The organism is Magnetospirillum fulvum MGU-K5, from assembly GCF_000442515.1.
Taxonomy (GTDB): domain Bacteria; phylum Pseudomonadota; class Alphaproteobacteria; order Rhodospirillales; family Magnetospirillaceae; genus Phaeospirillum; species Phaeospirillum fulvum_B.
Genome location: NZ_AQPH01000035.1, coordinates 18,765 through 34,762, shown reverse-complemented (window position 1 = coordinate 34,762; position 15,998 = coordinate 18,765). Strand labels below are relative to the sequence as shown.

Here is a 15,998-nt window from a genome sequence, read left to right as displayed (position 1 = left end):
GCGATGGAACAGGCGATCGGCTGGCCCGAAGGCCGCTCGATGACCACGATCGTCATCGCCCACGTTACCTTCAGCCTGTCCTTCGTCACCGTGGTTGTGCAATCGCGGTTGGCGCAAATGGACGCCTCGCTGGAAGAGGCGGCGATGGATTTGGGGGCGCGTCCGGCCAAGGTGTTCCTGGTCATCACCCTGCCGATCATCGCCCCGGCGTTGCTGGCGGGATGGTTGCTGGCGTTCACCTTGTCGATTGACGATGTGGTGATCTCGGCTTTCGTCTCCGGGCCGGGGGCCTCGCCCCTACCGATCGTGATCTTCTCGAAGGTTCGTCTGGGGGTTAGTCCCGAAATCAATGCCCTGGCGACGATCGTCGTCGCGCTGGTCGGGGTGGCGATGGCGATTGCCGGGCGGGTGATGTTGAGCCGGGATCGCGAAGAACGTCATCACCCCACTTCGTCGCCGCAGCCGGTCTGACCGCAAGGCAGACGAGAGGCGTTTCCGAGACAGGGCATATGTGACCGGGGGGGTATCCTCCCGGTTACTGCCTCCGATCAAGCCGCCCTTGTTCTCAACCTGTCTTCAGATGTGAAATCGCCCCCCGAAATCAATGCGGGGGGCGCTACCGGATTGGGCCGGGACGTTCGGAACGGCTTTAGCCGTTGACGGCGTCCTTCAGGCCCTTACCGGCAGTGAATTTCGGCGCCTTGGAGGCGGCAATATCGATCGGCGCGCCCGTGCGGGGATTCCGGCCTTCCTTGGCGGCGCGTTCGCTGACCGAAAACGTCCCAAAGCCAACCAGTCGAACTTCGTCACCGCTCTTCAGGGCTTCGGTAATCGAATTGAATGTCGCATACACCACTGTTTCCGCGACAGCCTTGGACAGACCGCTCAATTCAGCGACCTTGCTCACCAGATCTTGCTTGTTCATGAGACCCCCATTCCTGTGTCGTGGCCGTTCAAAGATGACATAACGGAGGAGGGCCTTGCGGCTTGATGCCGGACATGTCAACCGCCCCCCCCATCAGCGACTGGCAACACTCTGTCGACTTTTCCACGACAATACAACCGTCTACGCCATGCTTCATAAGGGTTTCCCACAGAAAACAGCGCCCCGGACGCTCCGTCCACAGCCTTGACCCTATGTCTCCGAGCTTTTTATACCGTCCGGTTCCAAAACAATCGCGGCGGTCAACCCGGAAGCCGGACCCGTCGCAAGGCCAGGGTCAGGATGGCGCCGGTCACGGTGATTCCGGCCAGAACCGGGGCTGCGGCGCTCCATCCCCACCAGGCGACGGCGGCTCCGACGAGTGCCGGGCCGGTCACCTGACCGATATTGCTGCCCTGCATGATCAGCCCAAGGGTTACCGGCACCAGCCGCGGTTCGGGCGCGTAAGGCGGTGCGCCACCAAGGACGCAACCGGGCAACAGGCCACCGATGGCCGAGAACACCAGACACAGGCCATAGGCCAGCCACGGCGGCGTATCAGGCCCGAAAATACCGATGGCGCAGGCGGCGATGGTGATATTGGCCAGAATGATCGGGATCCAACGCGGCACATGGCGCCGCAGCAAAGGCCCGGTGGCAAGATTACCAAGGATGTTGGCGGCTGCGACCGCCGCGGTCATCATCCCGGCCTGTCCCGCCGTGACGCCCAGCCGTTCGATCAGTAAGGTCGGCAGGAAGCCGGTCAGGGCGATATAGGCGGTGGTATAGCAGGCAAAGATCAATGCCAGCAGCACTGGCCCTGGCGTCGAAACGGTCCGCAGCAGATCGTGCCACAATCGGGATGGTGTATTGCCGCCATGTCCGGCGGCGGCCGGAAGGCGGATCCAGGCCAACACGGCATAGATGGCGAGAAATGCCGCCATCCCCAGCCACAGCCCTCGCCACCCGATCAGGGGGAGCAGGGGGGCGGCCATCATCGAGACCGCCATCCCGAACGGCATGAAGCAGGCCCACAGACCAAAAGCGGTGTGTCGATCGTGAGGCGTGGTGGCGACGGTGATCAAGGCCGGGGCGGCGATCACCACCACGGTCATACCGATTCCTTCAGCAACCCGGCTGGCCAGGAGAAGGCCCTGGCTGGGGGCCAGCCCCCCGGCAAGGCTGCCCACCGCGATGAGGCCCAAGGCAGCAGGAAGCAGCCGCCTTGGACCCAACCGGGTAACGACACTCCCCAGCGCGCCGCCCGCGACCGCCCCCATCAGGGCCAGCATCGACAAGATCCACGACGCGGCGGACAGGTCGAGGCCGAGTTCGGCCCGGATGAAGGGCAGGGCTATTGGGGCCTTGCCAACTTGAAAAGCGGCAACCACGCCGGCACCGACGGCCAGCAGAACAGCGGGCCAGTCGGTCCGGACGGGGGGTGTCATCACAATAGGTCCATTATCGATCGATCACATTCGGCCGGGTTTTTCCGCAGAGTGCTTATTCCGCGTATTCGGCTTTTCCATTCTTCCAGACATACATCACATAGCTGGGGGCGACGATATCGCCTTTCGAATCAAAGCCGATCCGCCCGAGAACGGTGTCAAAGCTGTTTGCCTTCAAGACAGCCGCCACTTTCTTGGTATCGGTGGTCCCGGCCTTCTCGACCGCCTGGGCCCAAGCCTGGATCGAGCCATAGGTGTAGAGGGTATAGGCCTCGGGTTCGTAATTGTGATCGCGGTAGTATTTCACCAGTTCGGTGTTGTCGGGATTTTTGCGCGGATCAGGGCTGAAGGTCATCATGGTGCCTTCGCCCGCCGGGCCGGTGATGGCCCAGAATTCCTCGGAAACCAAAGCATCGCCGCCCATCAGAACCGTTTTCAGGCCTTGATCGCGCATCTGCCGGGCGATCAGCCCCCCCTCGGTGTAATAGCCGCCGAGGAACAGAAGGTCGACTTTTTCCGACTTCAACCGGGTGACCAGAGCAGAGAAATCCTTATCGCCGACTGAGATCGCTTCATACAGCACTTCGGTGATGCCGACGCGGTGCAGTTCATCGCGGGTCCGGTCGGCCAGTCCCTTGCCGTAGGCTGAACGGTCATGAATGATTGCGACGGTTTTGCCCTTCAAGGCACGGGCAATGTATTCGGCGGTAGTGCGTCCCTGTTGATCGTCACGGCCGCAGGTGCGGAAGGCATAGGGAAGCCCTCGCTCGGTATAGACCGGGCTGGTGGTTCCGGGCGAGATTTGCAAAATGCCGGATTCGGCATAGACGTCCGAGGCCGGAATCGACGAGCCTGAGCAGAAATGACCGGCGACGAAGGGCACTTTCTTCGCAACCATTTCATTGGCAACCGCGACCGCCTGCTTCGGCTCGCAGGAATCGTCGCCGTAAATAGCCACCAATTTCTGACCGAGCACGCCGCCCTTGGCATTAATGTCGGCGATCACTTTATCGGCGCCATGGCGGAATTGTTCGCCGAACGCGGCCTTGGGCCCGGTCATCGGTCCGGCGACGCCGATCGTAATGTCGGCAAGCGCAGGGGCCGATCCTGCCAACAAAGCAAGGACAATTGCCGTGGTGGGAAATAGTGACCTGTGCATCGATTCCGCTCCTTCCGGTCTGGCTACCAAATAAACACCACTCTAACAGGGCTTTTCATCTTCTCCATGCCGAAATGAGGGGTGCTTCGGCGTCGGTTACGGGAGACGGCGATGGGAAGGGTGCCTCGGTGATTGTCTTTATCCAAAGGACAAATGACGTTAGGATAGGATGTGTTGATCTAGGCAAAACGCTTGGCACGGGCGATATATGCCTTGCAGCGTTGGGTATGCCATCGTGTCCTGTTTCGATCCGCTGGGTGTTGGAGACTGTCCATGCCGATGCGCGACTCACCGATCAAGACCCGTCTGGTCACCGGTTTTGGCCTGATTCTATTGATGACTCTGGCGATCGGAGTGTTTGCGATCGTTCGAATCCAGCAATTGGCTGGTCTGACCGAACAATTGTATGACCACCCCTTTATCGTCAGCACTGAAACCTTGCAGATACGGGTTGCGTTCGGAAAAGCCGATCGTGCATTGGCCGATCTGATTTATGTCGCTCGCCCCGAGCAGCAGGAGGATATCTCCCGCAAGATTGCCGGGCTGGATGCCGAGATCCAGCGCCGCCTCGCCCTGGTGCGTGAGCGTTATCTCGGCCCGCCTGCCGACGTGGTGCGGATCGAACGGGCGCTGGCGGAATGGCGGGGTTATCGCGACCTGATCCATGATCTGTCGCTGGCTCGCAGGTTCGACCAGATCGAGACCAGTCTGAACGGGTCCGGCCGCGATTATGCCCAAGCGGTTGAACGCGAAATCGATGTCGTGATCTATTTCGCCCTGAACCGGGCGCGGATGTTCGAAGACCAATCCCGTCGTGAGCGCGCCGAGGTCATCAACCAGATTTTTGTCCTGTTGTCCGTTCTGGTTCTGCTCGGATTTTTGCTCGCTCTGGTCACCACCCGCAGCATTGTCCGGCCACTCGATTCGTTGCGTCGCGCGATGCTGAACCTCGCCAACGGCAAATTGGATACTCCGATCCCCAGCGGCGCTGGGGCCAGCGAAGTGCGGGCGATGGCGGCGGCGGTCGATGTCTTCAAAGCTTCGTCTCTGCGTTTGAACGCGCAAAGTTGGGTGAAAGACCGTTTGGTCATGCTGACCGACCTGATGCAGCGAGCGGAAACTCCCAAGGAGTTTGCCGAATCCCTGATCGGGGCCTTGGTCCCACTGATGGGGGGCGGAGCCGGGCTGTTTCATGTCCGGCAGGAGGGGGGCAGTCGGTTCGAGCCGCTGGGCGGTTATGGGATCGCCGGGCAGGCTGTGTTGTTGTCGCCGACCGGGTGGGGCGAGGGGTTGGTCGGTCAATCGGCACGGCAACGGGTGCCGATCATGTTGACCGACATTCCCAAGGATTATTGTCGTATCGCCTCGGGGTTAGGCAATGCCTCGCCCCGGATCATCTATGTGGTGCCGGTTCTGGCCAAGGGCGAGGCCGTGGCCGTGCTCGAAATCGCCTGCTTCTCGCCGATTTCCGCTCAGCAGCAAGAGTTGATCGACGAGATGATTCCGGTCGCCGCTCTGACGCTTGAAGTGCTGCAACGCAACATCCGGACCCGGGAATTGTTGGAGGAAACCCGTCAGCAGGCCGAGGAACTGCGCGCCTCGCAGGAAGAGCTGCAAATGCAGAGCGAGGAATTGCGCACCACCAATGAGGAATTGCGGGTCAAGTCAGAGGATCTGGTCAATCAGGCCGAAATCTTGCGAGGGTCCGAGGCGGAATTGCAGACCGCCAACGAGGCCCTGATCGAGAAAGGACGGGCGCTGGAATTGGCCCGCCGCGATTCCGAACGTCGGGCCGGGGAACTGGGTGAAGCCAGCCGCTATAAATCGGAATTTCTTGCCAACATGTCGCATGAGCTGCGCACGCCCCTGAATAGTCTGCTGATTTTGTCGCGGGGGCTGGCCGAAAACGAAGGGGGCAATCTGAGCGCCGATCAGATCGAGTCGGCCCGGATCATCCACGAAAGCGGAAGCCATTTGTTGCGGCTGATCAATGACATCCTTGACCTGTCGAAGGTCGAGGCGGGCAAGATGGACGTCTATGCGGAAGAGGTTCGCCCCACCGCGATCGCCGCCGGGATCCGGCGGCGGTTCGAGTCGCAGGCGCTTGAAAAGGGCTTGGGTCTGACCGTCGAGACCGCTCCCGATCTGCCGCCTTCATTTTATGCCGATGGGGTGAAAATCGAGCAAATCCTCACCAATCTGGTCGGCAATGCGATCAAATTCACCCATCAGGGCGCGGTCGGCGTCCGCTTGCATCGGTCGGAGGCGGCTCCTGGCTCATCAGGCGACCGCCTTATCGTCGAGGTCGCAGACACCGGAATCGGTGTTCCCGCCGACAAGCTGGAGCATATTTTTCATGCCTTCGAGCAAGCGGACGGCACCACCAGCCGCCAATATGGCGGCACCGGTCTCGGTCTCAGCATTTCTCTCCGTCTCGCCGAACTGATGGGGGGAACCCTTCGGGTCGAGAGCGTCGAGGGGCGTGGCAGCACCTTTATCCTGGAACTGCCCTTGGTGCCGTTGCCGGAGGATATTGCGGCGCTCCAAGACCTGACCAGCCCTCCTCCAGACGTGTCGGCCCCGGCGATTGCCGATGACCGAACCGGGCTGGAGGATGACGATCCGGTCATTCTGATTATCGAAGACGATGAATCCTTCTCGCTGATTTTGTCCGATCTGGCGCGCAGCCGAGGATTCAAATGTGTCCGGGTCGGCGACGGGGTCGAGGGACTGGGCCTGGCTCGGCAATTGCTGCCGACTGGAATCTTGCTGGATATCGGTCTGCCCGGTCTCGATGGCTGGGCGGTGATGGAGGCGTTGAAGCACGATCCGTTGACCCGGCCGATTCCGGTCCATTTCATTTCCGCCACCAACGACACCTTGCGCGGCTTGAGAATGGGAGCGGCGGGGTTCCTGACCAAGCCGGTTGACCGCGACCAGCTCAACGACGTGTTCGACCGGTTGCGCCATTTCTCGGAACACGGGTCGCGTCGGGTCCTGATCGTCGATGATGATTCTGTATCTCGCATCGCCACTGCGGCTTTGGTCCAGGATGGCTCGGTCGAAATCAAGGAAGCGGCGACGGGGGAGGCGGCGTTGGATTTACTGCGGACCGAACGGTTCGACTGCCTGATTCTCGATCTGATGCTGCCCGATATCAGCGGTTTTGACATGCTTGATCGCGCCCGGGCCGATGGGGTGCCGCTGCCGCCGGTGGTGATCCATTCCGCCAAGGATCTCAGTTACGACGAGACGCTGCGGCTGCGCGATTATACCGACAGTATCGTCATCAAGAGCGCGCGGTCTCCCGAGCGTCTGCTCGACGAAGTGACCCTGTTCCTGCACAGCGTCCGGGCCGCTCCCCCGCCCGAGAGTCCCCCGCGCGAGGAGGGGCTGACCGGCCGCAAGATTTTGGTGGTCGATGACGACATGCGCAATGCGTTTGCTTTGTCGAAAACCTTGCGCAATCGCGGGTTCTCTGTGCTGGTCGCCGAGGACGGGGCCAAGGCGGTGGCTCAGGTCGATCTCCATCCCGATCTCGACATGGTGTTGATGGACATCATGATGCCTGGAATGGACGGCTATGCCGCTATCGCGGAAATTCGTCGTCGACCCGGGCGGGCGGGCCTGCCGATTCTCGCCCTGACCGCCAAGGCGATGCCGGGCGACCGCGAACGCTGCCTTGCCGCCGGGGCCAACGACCATGTGCCCAAGCCGATCGATATCGACCGCCTTCTCGACCTGTTTCGTCATTGGTTGCGCCCGCGCGAGGATGAGGGCACATGACCCCGGATGAGATTGAAGAGATCGAAGTCCATCTGTTCCTTGAGGCGCTTCGCCAGCGCCATGGCTATGATTTTCTGAACTATTCCAGCGCCTCGATGCGGCGGCGTCTTCTGGCCTTTGCCAGTTCGATGGGTGAGACGTCTCTGGCCGGGATGATTCCCCGTCTGCTCCATGACGAAGAATTTTTGCCGCAAATCCTGACCAGTTTGTCTGTTCCGGTGACCGAGATGTTCCGCGATCCCGAGGTGTTCCTGGCGCTGCGTCGTAAGGTTCTCCCGGTGTTGCAAAGCTATCCCCGCATCTCGATTTGGCAGGCGGGATGCGCCACCGGCGAGGAAGCCTATTCGCTGGCGATCCTGCTGAAAGAAGAGGGATTGCTGGCAAAATCGCAAATCTTTGCCACCGACATTAATGACAGCGCGCTCGCCAAAGCCGAGGAGGGGATTTATCCCGTCGAGACGCTATCGTCGGCCTGTGCCACCGGCTATCGCAAGGCAGGTGGCACAGGAGCGATGGAGGACTATCTTCACTTCGCTTACGGATACGCAAAATTCAGCGAAGAATTGCGTTCACGAATCGTTTTTGCCCATCATAATCTCGTCGCTGACGGCGTCTTTTGCGAGGTCCACATGGTGGTCTGCCGCAACGTGCTGATCTACTTCAATCGAAGCCTGCAAGATCAGGTCTTGTCGCTATTTTCCGATGCGCTGGTCCGGGGTGGATTTCTGTGTCTGGGCACACGGGAATCCTTGCGCACGTTCGAGGCAAACGGCCTGTTCCGTCCGGTGGACGAGACCCGCCGTATCTTCAGAAAAGCGGAGGCCCATCAATGACCTCTTCTGATAGCGTTCCGCCACCGCCGCGGTCCAAGGTGCTGATCGTTGATGACCAGCCCGCCAATCTGGTCGCACTGAAAATGTTGCTGGCCAAAGTCGATGTCGAGGTAATGACGGCGGGGTCAGGCAACGAGGCGCTGAAACTGTGCCTGAACCACGATTTCGCCCTGGTGTTGCTTGATGTGCAGATGCCGGAAATCGACGGGTACGAGGTCGCCGAGTTGATGCGGGGCGAGGAAAAGACCCGCGACGTCCCGATTATCTTTCTCACCGCCGCCCACCGCGACCACGCCCATCGTCGTCGGGGATATGGTGTTGGTGCGGTCGATTATATTGAAAAACCGATCGACGAGATGGTGTTGCTGTCGAAGGTTCGGGTGTTCATCGACCTCCACCGGTCTCATGCCGAATCAAAGCGGCTGCTCGGTCTGTTGACCGAGGCCAACCGCAATCTCTGCCTGGAGGTCGAGGCGCGCCGTCACAGCGAGGCCGATAATGTTCGGCTGGCCGGAACGATTTTCGATTCATCGGCCGAAGCGATCATGGTGTGCGATGGCCAGTCACGGGTGATCGCGGTCAATCCCGCGTTCTGCCAGATCACCGGCTTTTCCCCCGCCGAAATCGAGGGGCGCAATCCCCGCGTGATGGGCTCGGGCCGCCAGAACCGCGACTTTTACACCGCGATGTGGGCCGAACTGGAACGGGACGGCAGGTGGCAGGGCGAGCTTTGGAACCGGCGTAAGAATGGAGAGGTCTATCCGGTCTGGCTGTCGATTGCCTTGATCCGGGGTGAGGGCGGGACGATCGAAAAGTATGTCGGCATCTTTTCCGACATTACCGAGCGCAAGAAAGCCGAGCATGAACTGATGGAAAGTCGGCTTGCCGCCGAAGAAGCCAACCGGACCAAATCCCACTTCCTAGCCAATGTCAGCCACGAATTCCGCACTCCGCTGAATGCGATCCTGGGTTTTTCCGAATTGCTGTTGATCGAGGGGGAGGGGGGAGGGGTGTCGTCGCGTCATCGCGAATATGCCGCCAATATCCACGATAGCGGCCAGCATCTGCTGGAACTGGTCAACGATCTGCTTGATCTATCAAAGATCGAGGCGGGAAAGTGGGTGTTGCGCCCCGGTCTGTTTGCCATCGCCCCGCTGGTGTCCGAATGTGCCCGCCTGCTTCAGGCCGACGCCGACGCACTTGGAATCGGGATTGAGATCAAAGTCGGCCAGGCTCCCCCCGCCTTGTTTGCTGATCAGCGTGCAATCAGGCAATGTCTGCTCAATCTTTTGTCGAACGCGGTCAAATTCACCCAAACGGGTGGGAGGGTTACCGTCGAGGTCGTCGCCGATGGTCCGGTCACCGAGATTCGGGTCAGCGACACCGGTATCGGGATCGATGCAACGGATATTCCCCGGTTGATGCATCCGTTCGAGCAGGTCGATTCGATTCAAGCCCGCCCCAGCAAGGGTACTGGCCTTGGCTTGGCGGTTGTTCGCTCCCTGGTTGATTTGCATGGTGGGGGAATGAAAATTGAGAGTGTTCTGGGGAAAGGGACAATGGTTAGCGTGACCCTTCCGACCGCTTGGCCAGAGCCGGAATAAGCGTTTGTTTCGATCGGTACCCTACCCGGTTGGGCTGGGAAAATGCGAGACATCGTTATAGTCTTGGACTATATAATCTCTGTCCCAGACCGTGAACGGAGTTGTTCCGCATGCCCAGGATTCGTCTGATTGCCGCATTGTTCGGCCTTGTTCTCACCTGTTTTTCCGCTTCGGCGATGGCGGGCGATGTGCGGGTGTTCGCCGCCGCATCTCTGACCAACGCCTTGAACGATATCGGTGCGCTGTATACCGCCAAGACCGGCGATAAGATGGTGCCGTCCTATGCCGCCTCTTCGGCGCTGGCCAAGCAGATCGAGCAGGGCGCTCCGGCCGATGTCTTCGTCTCCGCCGACCTGAAGTGGATGGACCACATGGTCGCGCAGAAGCTGGTCGATCCCGAAAGCCGATTCAATCTTCTCGGCAATCAACTGGTTCTGATCGTTCCGGCGAATTCGACCCAGGGCAAGATCGACCTGACCCCGAAAACCGACATTGCCGCTCTGGCCGGTGAAGGCCGTATCGCCACCGGCAACCCGGATTCGGTTCCGGTCGGCCTCTATTTCAAGCAGGCGATGGAGCGGGCCGGACAGTGGGGCGCGATTGCCCCCAAGGTCGCCGGTGCCGACAGCGTGCGCGCCGCCCTGACCCTGGTCGAGCGGGGCGAGGCTCCGCTGGGCGTCGTCTATGCCACCGATGCCGCCGTCAGCCCCAAGGTCAAGGTGATTGGCGTGTTCCCGGATTCGATGCACGATCCAATCGTCTATCCGTTCGCTCTGGTCGCGGGCAAGGATTCGGCCTCGGCGCGGGCGTTCCTGGACTTCGTCCGCAGCCCGGAAGCCAAGGGCGTGTTCGTCCGCTACGGCTTTAAAGTCAACTAAACGACGGCGGGGTCTTTCGTGTCCTTGTGGTTTACCTTGACCCCGCTGGAACGCGAGGCCCTGTCACTGTCCCTGCTGGTCTCCGGCTGGGCGGTGGTGGGGTCTTTGCCGTTCGGCATCCTTGCCGCCTGGGTTTTGGCCCGGCGCGATTTTCCGGGAAAGTCGCTGTTCGACGGATTGATCCATCTGCCGCTTGTCCTGCCTCCGGTGGTGGTAGGCTATGCCCTGCTGGTCCTGTTCGGCCGCAAAGGGATTATCGGAGGCTGGCTGTACGACTGGTTCGGGATCACCCTGGCTTTTACCTGGAAGGGAGCGGCGATCGCCTCGGCGGTGGTGGCGTTTCCCCTGATGGTCCGAGCGATCCGGATGGCGCTGGAAGGCGTTGATCGCGGGCTTGAACAGGCGGCGCGGACGTTGGGCTGCGGCCCGATCCGGACCTTCTTTTCCGTCACGATGCCGCTGGCGATGCCCGGCGTTCTGGCCGGGGTGATCCTGGCCTTTGCTCGCTCGCTGTCGGAATTTGGTGCCACCATCACCTTTGTCTCGAACATCCCCGGCGAGACCCGGACCCTGCCGATTGCCCTTTATGCCCTAACCCAGGTGCCCGGCACCGACGATGCGGCATTGCGGCTGTGCATCATCTCGGTGGTGGTCGCCTTTGCCGCCCTGCTGGCCTCGGAAATCCTGGCCCGGCGGATGCGGGCACGGATGGAGGGATGAGCACGATGCTCGAGATCGACGTCGCCCGCCGCCAGGGTGACTTTTCCCTGGATGTGGCTTTTACCGCCGGTTCCGGGGTCACCGCTTTGTTCGGCCGCTCCGGTTCGGGCAAGACCTCTCTGATCAACATGGTGGCCGGGCTGTCGCGGCCCGACCGGGGCCGGATCGTCGTTGACGGCAAAGTGCTGTTCGACAGCCAGAGTGGGCTTGATCTGCCGCCCGAGGCTCGCCGCCTTGGCTATGTTTTTCAGGAACATCGGTTGTTCCCGCATTTGTCGGTGCGCGACAATCTGTGGTTCGGGACCAAGCGGCTACCGGTGGCGGAGCGGCGGGTTTCCCTCGACCATGTCGTGTCAGTGCTGGGGATCGGTCATTTGCTCGACCGCCGTCCTACCGGCCTGTCCGGCGGAGAGAAGCAGCGTGTCGCGATCGGCCGTGCGTTGCTGGCCTCCCCCCGCATCCTGCTGATGGACGAACCGCTGGCTTCGCTCGACGCTGCGCGCAAAAGCGAGCTTCTCCCCTTTATCGCCGGGCTGTCGCGCCAGTTCGACATTCCGATCGTCTATGTCAGTCACTCGATGGAAGAGGTGCTGCGGCTGGCCGATACCCTGGCTCTGATTGATGCCGGGCGGCTGGTCGCGATCGGTCCGGTCGAGGATTTGCTGTCCTCTCCCGCTTATGCGCCGCTGACCGGCCATGGCGAGGCGGGATCGGTGTTGGCCGCCACTCTGAGTGCCGACGAGGCTGAGTTCAGCATCAGCACGCTGTCCTTTCCCGGAGGAACGTTGAAGGTCGGGCGGATTGCGTCTCCGCCCGGGAGCCCGGTGCGGGTTCGGATCCACGCCCACGACGTCGCCATCGCTCTCTTTCCGCCTGTCGGCTTGAGTGTTCGCAATCAATTGCCCGCCATCGTCCGTTCGGTAACGCCGATCGATTCGTACCTGACCGACGTGATGCTCGATTGCGGCGGCTGCCCGCTTTGGTCCCGCATCACCACCGAAGCCCAGTCCGAATTGTCGCTGAAGCCGGGGATGGCCGTGACCGCGCTGATCAAGTCGTTGACGATTGCCCGGGGGGACGTCGCCGACCGCTCGGACATCCTGCCCGGATAAGCGAGGTAACGAAGGGAATTCCGGTATTTCCGGCAATCATGCCCGTCGGTTCCGCTATGGAAGCTTAACTTATGACGTCGCGAAGCGGCTGCGCGGAGCGGGCAGGGCGCGGGCGGGACGGGGCAGGTCCTTCATCAGGCCGGGGCCATTGATAAAGCCGTAGCCGCCCATCACGGTTCCAGTGACGACGGCGCGGCGGCGCAGGCCCCAGGCATAGACGGCGAGACCGACCGCATCGGCCTTTTGATGCAAACCCGCCAGAGCGTCGAGCAAGGTGCCGTCATCGCCCTGGGCGGTGACGGACAGATCGTCAAGATCGGTGCCGATCGCGCTGGCGCGGCAATCGGCGGCGCGGGCCGCACGAGGGGCTTCGAGTGAAACCCGCAGCATCACCTCGCGGCAGAGCGGCCGCAGCGCGGTCACCGTGTCGTTAAGATCGCGGGTGGCGAGATCGTCGGGGAGGCCGAACAGGTCGAAGATCACCCGACCGCCGCGTTGGCCGTCGGTCAGATCGGCCAAGGGGGCCAGCAGCGACAGCCGACGGGCCGAACTGACCGAGGCCCAATGCAATGGCAGGATCAGCGCCGCGCGCGGTGTCGGTGCGTCGATGGCGCATAATTCGCGCACGGCGGCGGCGATAACGGCGCGGTCGAGCGCCAGGGCGGTGTCGCCACCTTCGGACGGGTAGGCCCGACTGCCCTCGCGCGGTTTCTGCCCTGGCTGATCGACCCGGCTGATCCGGGCCTGATAGGCTCCCAGGGTTTCGCTTGCCCCCAGCCATGTCGGCCGCCAGCTCACCGAGAGAGCGGCATCGACCGGCATCGGCGGCGGGGCGTTCGGGCGGTCCTCGGCGAGGCGCCGGGCGGTTTCCAGCGGCTTCCACTCCGGTTCGGAGCGGGTGCGCTTGCGTTCGGTTTCCAGCGGCTTCCAGTCCGGTTCGGTCTGCGGGCGTTGGAGCCCGGCATCAAGCTTTTTCCAACGCGGGTCGACCGTTTCGCCGTCACGATACTCGGTGTGTCCGGCCCATGCCGTTTCGCCGTCGCGGTCCGATCCAGTTCCGGCCCCGCCCGCGTCGCCAGACAACAGCGACCGCCTGATCCCGCCATTGATGTCTGTCACCAAGGATGGTTCGCGGCGAAGTCCGCCCGTGGCGGTTTGTGCGATTTGTGCCCGTGTCGCGGCAATCGCGTCGGCCAAGGCGGCGGGCTTCAGTCGCCCGTCGGGACCGACCGCGTCGGCGAGATCAAGCTCGGCGGCCAAAGCCAGCGGCTGATCCCCGGCGATAAACTGGTTGCCCAGCAGCCGGGTTCCCAATTCCTGGGCAATCAAGATCGAGCGGCGGCGTCCTTCGGCATGGGGGACGGTGCGGAACAACAGGACGAAGAAATCCTGTCCCTGTCGGCCGCAGACATTACCCGCGCCGAGATGCTGGGCGATGACGCCTTCGGCGATCAGCATCACCTTTTCCGACAGCCGGGTCCATTTTTCCCCGACCGCTTCACGGAACTGCACCAGCGAGATGATCTGAAGCTTGACCTGGAACCGCCCGGCATCCTCGGCCAGCATCTCTTCGAGGGTCAGGGTGAAGCTGTCCTCGACGAGACGGTCATCGAACGGTTCGGATGACGCGGCGGCCTGGCTTGCCTCTTCCTCCTCGCGGGTGGTCAGCCGACGGCCGATTGCCGCCAGAGGACGCGTCAGACGGTTTAGCAAACCCTTGGCGGTTCGTTTCGCATTCATCCTGGCATCGCTTTCGCCTAAGCGAGACCGTCGCGGTACTCTCGGGCCAGTTCGGTGTAATTGGCCGCCGAGACGGGGAAGTGAGCCCGATCCTGCTCGGTTAGCGGGCGTAACAGCCGGGCTGGATTGCCGCCCCACAATTCGCCGCTTTTGACACGCTTACCCGGCGTCACCACGGCTCCGGCGGCGACCATCGCCTCGCGCTCGACCACCACGCCGTCAAGCAGCACTGCGCCCATCCCGATAAAGCAGCAATCTTCCAGCGTGCAGCCATGCAGCACGGCGGCATGACCGATCGTGATGTCCGAGCCAATAAAGGTGCCGAAGGTTTTGCGGGTGACGTGAATCACCGTGCCATCCTGAATGTTGGTCCGCTCACCGATGCGGATTTGATTGACGTCGCCGCGCAGGATGCAGCCGAACCAGATGCTGGACTCGGCTCCGATCGTCACCTCGCCGATCACGGTGGCGTTGGGTGCGATGAACGCGGTAGCGTCGATTTCGGGCAACCGGCCCCGCCAGGGAAGGATCAAACCGCTCATGTCTTGCCTCAGGGGAAGATCGGTTGCAGGTCAAGGCCCAGCGTCTCGGGCAGTCCGAACATCAGGTTCATGTTCTGGAGCGCCTGACCCGAGGCGCCCTTGACCAGATTGTCGATCGCCGAGATCAGGATCGCCCGCCCCGGCACCCGGTCAGGAAACACTCCGATCAGGCATTGGTTCGAGCCGCGCACGTTGCGGGTGGCGGGGACGCCGCCTTCGGGCAGAACCCGCACGAACGGTTCGTCCTGATAAATATCGGCCAGGGCCGAGCGCAGCGCGGCGGCATTGACACCGGCGGAGAGGCGGACATGGATCGTCGAGAGCATACCCCGGTTCATCGGCATCAGATGCGGGGTGAAGCTGACCGCAACCGAGCGACCGGCGGCGGCCGACAGGCCCTGCTCGATCTCGGGAGCGTGGCGATGCCCGGCGATGCCATAGGGGTGAATTCCCTCGGCCACTTCGGTGTAAAGATTGGCCTCTTTAGCGGCGCGGCCCGCGCCTGAAACCCCCGACATCGCATCAATGATGATGTCGTCGGCCTGGATCAAACCGGCCTGCAACAGCGGAACCAGCGGCAATTGCGCCGAGGTCGGATAGCAGCCGGGATTGGCCACCAGCCGGGCGGTGCGGATTTCCGGCCGGGCCAATTCGGTCAGGCCATAAACAGCGGTTTTCTGAAGCTCGGGCGCCTGGTGCGGATGGCCGTACCACTGCGCATAGGTCTCGACGTCGCGCAGCCGGAAATCGGCCGAGAGATCACACACCTTGACCGAAGCGGGCAGGGCGGAGATCACCTCCTGGGTGGTGCCGTGCGGCAGGCAGCAGAACACCGCGTCGATGCCGGAAAAATCGACCTGATCGATCGACACCAGATTGGGCAAGGCGAGGGCGGCGAGATGCGGAAAGACCTGGGCCATCGCTTGACCAGCCTTGCGGTCGGCGGTCAGCGCCGTGACGCGAAAGGCGGGGTGTCCGGCCAGAAAGCGCAGCAATTCGGCTCCGGTATAGCCGCTGGCTCCCAGGATTGCCGTCTTGATTTCGTCCATTTCTTTCCCCACTCTCTCACCGTCTTGACCGGCTTTGCGGTCTGGCCAGGACGATAGCAGTCGCTGCCACAACCGACAACCCGCCGATATCGAGTGTCTGGCGACAGGCTGGGGCCGTTTTGCTACGACAGCCGCTACGGTGAATACTGTAGGTAGCCTTCTTGGACTCGTGGCAGGATGGCCCGCCGCGTTGCGCCGGATCTGA

13 protein-coding genes are annotated in these 15,998 nt (G+C 62.0%); 7 read left to right on the top strand and 6 right to left on the bottom strand.

What is annotated here, in order from left to right:
* Positions 1 to 471, top strand: a 471-nt coding sequence (locus tag K678_RS10155) for an ABC transporter permease subunit (RefSeq protein WP_021132368.1), incomplete at its 5' end; no start/stop codon positions are given.
* 178 nt (positions 472 to 649) lie between these two features.
* Here K678_RS10155 and K678_RS10150 read toward each other — a convergent pair.
* From K678_RS10150 to K678_RS10140, 3 genes are all read right to left on the bottom strand, one after another.
* A complete protein-coding gene (locus K678_RS10150; protein WP_269210514.1) occupies positions 650 to 961 on the bottom strand; it encodes an HU family DNA-binding protein in 312 nt (103 codons plus the stop codon).
* 224 nt (positions 962 to 1,185) lie between these two features.
* The gene (locus tag K678_RS10145; protein WP_021132366.1) at positions 1,186 to 2,370 is read right to left on the bottom strand and encodes an MFS transporter; all 1,185 of its coding nucleotides are present in this window, start codon (positions 2,368 to 2,370) and stop codon (positions 1,186 to 1,188) included.
* A 55-nt stretch (positions 2,371 to 2,425) separates the two neighbouring features.
* Positions 2,426 to 3,529 carry a branched-chain amino acid ABC transporter substrate-binding protein gene (locus K678_RS10140; protein ID WP_021132365.1) on the bottom strand — a complete coding sequence of 368 codons (1,104 nt, stop codon included), beginning with the start codon at positions 3,527 to 3,529 and terminating at the stop codon, positions 2,426 to 2,428.
* 273 nt (positions 3,530 to 3,802) lie between these two features.
* Between K678_RS10140 and K678_RS10135 the strand changes: the two genes are divergently transcribed.
* The 6 genes from K678_RS10135 to modC all read left to right on the top strand — a co-directional run bounded on the left by K678_RS10135 (position 3,803) and on the right by modC (position 12,462).
* Positions 3,803 to 7,315: a response regulator gene (locus tag K678_RS10135; RefSeq protein ID WP_021132364.1), complete on the top strand. Its 3,513-nt coding sequence runs from the start codon at positions 3,803 to 3,805 to the stop codon at positions 7,313 to 7,315.
* Positions 7,312 to 8,148 (top strand): CheR family methyltransferase, encoded by an 837-nt coding sequence (locus K678_RS10130; protein WP_021132363.1) that lies wholly within the window; start codon positions 7,312 to 7,314, stop codon positions 8,146 to 8,148. Before K678_RS10135 ends, K678_RS10130 begins: the two co-directional genes overlap by 4 nt.
* A complete protein-coding gene (locus tag K678_RS10125; protein ID WP_021132362.1) occupies positions 8,145 to 9,752 on the top strand; it encodes a hybrid sensor histidine kinase/response regulator in 1,608 nt (535 codons plus the stop codon). The genes K678_RS10130 and K678_RS10125 overlap by 4 nt, the downstream gene beginning before the upstream one ends.
* 110 nt (positions 9,753 to 9,862) lie before the next feature.
* Positions 9,863 to 10,630: a molybdate ABC transporter substrate-binding protein gene (gene modA / locus K678_RS10120; protein WP_021132361.1), complete on the top strand. Its 768-nt coding sequence runs from the start codon at positions 9,863 to 9,865 to the stop codon at positions 10,628 to 10,630.
* A 24-nt stretch (positions 10,631 to 10,654) separates the two neighbouring features.
* On the top strand, positions 10,655 to 11,350 hold the full coding sequence (gene modB / locus K678_RS10115; protein WP_039852746.1) for a molybdate ABC transporter permease subunit: 696 nt from the start codon (positions 10,655 to 10,657) through the stop codon (positions 11,348 to 11,350).
* Between the two features lie 5 nt (positions 11,351 to 11,355).
* Entirely contained in the window at positions 11,356 to 12,462 is a 1,107-nt protein-coding gene (modC, locus tag K678_RS10110) for a molybdenum ABC transporter ATP-binding protein (protein WP_039852745.1), read from the top strand.
* 69 nt (positions 12,463 to 12,531) lie between these two features.
* On the opposite strand, the gene K678_RS10105 is transcribed toward modC, so the two are convergent.
* The 3 genes from K678_RS10105 to argC are packed head-to-tail and all read right to left on the bottom strand — an operon-like array spanning position 12,532 to position 15,793.
* Positions 12,532 to 14,202, bottom strand: a complete 1,671-nt coding sequence (locus tag K678_RS10105; protein ID WP_021132358.1) for a hypothetical protein — start codon at positions 14,200 to 14,202, stop codon at positions 12,532 to 12,534.
* A 17-nt stretch (positions 14,203 to 14,219) separates the two neighbouring features.
* Entirely contained in the window at positions 14,220 to 14,744 is a 525-nt protein-coding gene (locus K678_RS10100; protein ID WP_021132357.1) for a gamma carbonic anhydrase family protein, read from the bottom strand.
* A gap of 8 nt (positions 14,745 to 14,752) precedes the next feature.
* Positions 14,753 to 15,793, bottom strand: coding sequence for an N-acetyl-gamma-glutamyl-phosphate reductase (gene argC, locus K678_RS10095; RefSeq protein ID WP_021132356.1), 1,041 nt, complete (start codon positions 15,791 to 15,793; stop codon positions 14,753 to 14,755).
* Between the last annotated feature and the right edge of the window lie 205 nt (positions 15,794 to 15,998).

Bases quoted from the DNA above. Each gene is read 5' to 3' on its own strand.
- K678_RS10135 (WP_021132364.1), top strand. From the start codon at position 3,803: ATGCCGATGCGCGACTCACCGATCAAGACCCGTCTGGTCACCGGTTTT.
- argC (WP_021132356.1), bottom strand. From the start codon at position 15,793: ATGGACGAAATCAAGACGGCAATCCTGGGAGCCAGCGGCTATACCGGA.
- K678_RS10130 (WP_021132363.1), top strand. From the start codon at position 7,312: ATGACCCCGGATGAGATTGAAGAGATCGAAGTCCATCTGTTCCTTGAG.
- modC (WP_039852745.1), top strand. From the start codon at position 11,356: ATGCTCGAGATCGACGTCGCCCGCCGCCAGGGTGACTTTTCCCTGGAT.
- K678_RS10125 (WP_021132362.1), top strand. From the start codon at position 8,145: ATGACCTCTTCTGATAGCGTTCCGCCACCGCCGCGGTCCAAGGTGCTG.
- modA (WP_021132361.1), top strand. From the start codon at position 9,863: ATGCCCAGGATTCGTCTGATTGCCGCATTGTTCGGCCTTGTTCTCACC.
- K678_RS10100 (WP_021132357.1), bottom strand. From the start codon at position 14,744: ATGAGCGGTTTGATCCTTCCCTGGCGGGGCCGGTTGCCCGAAATCGAC.
- K678_RS10105 (WP_021132358.1), bottom strand. From the start codon at position 14,202: ATGAATGCGAAACGAACCGCCAAGGGTTTGCTAAACCGTCTGACGCGT.
- K678_RS10140 (WP_021132365.1), bottom strand. From the start codon at position 3,529: ATGCACAGGTCACTATTTCCCACCACGGCAATTGTCCTTGCTTTGTTG.
- K678_RS10145 (WP_021132366.1), bottom strand. From the start codon at position 2,370: ATGACACCCCCCGTCCGGACCGACTGGCCCGCTGTTCTGCTGGCCGTC.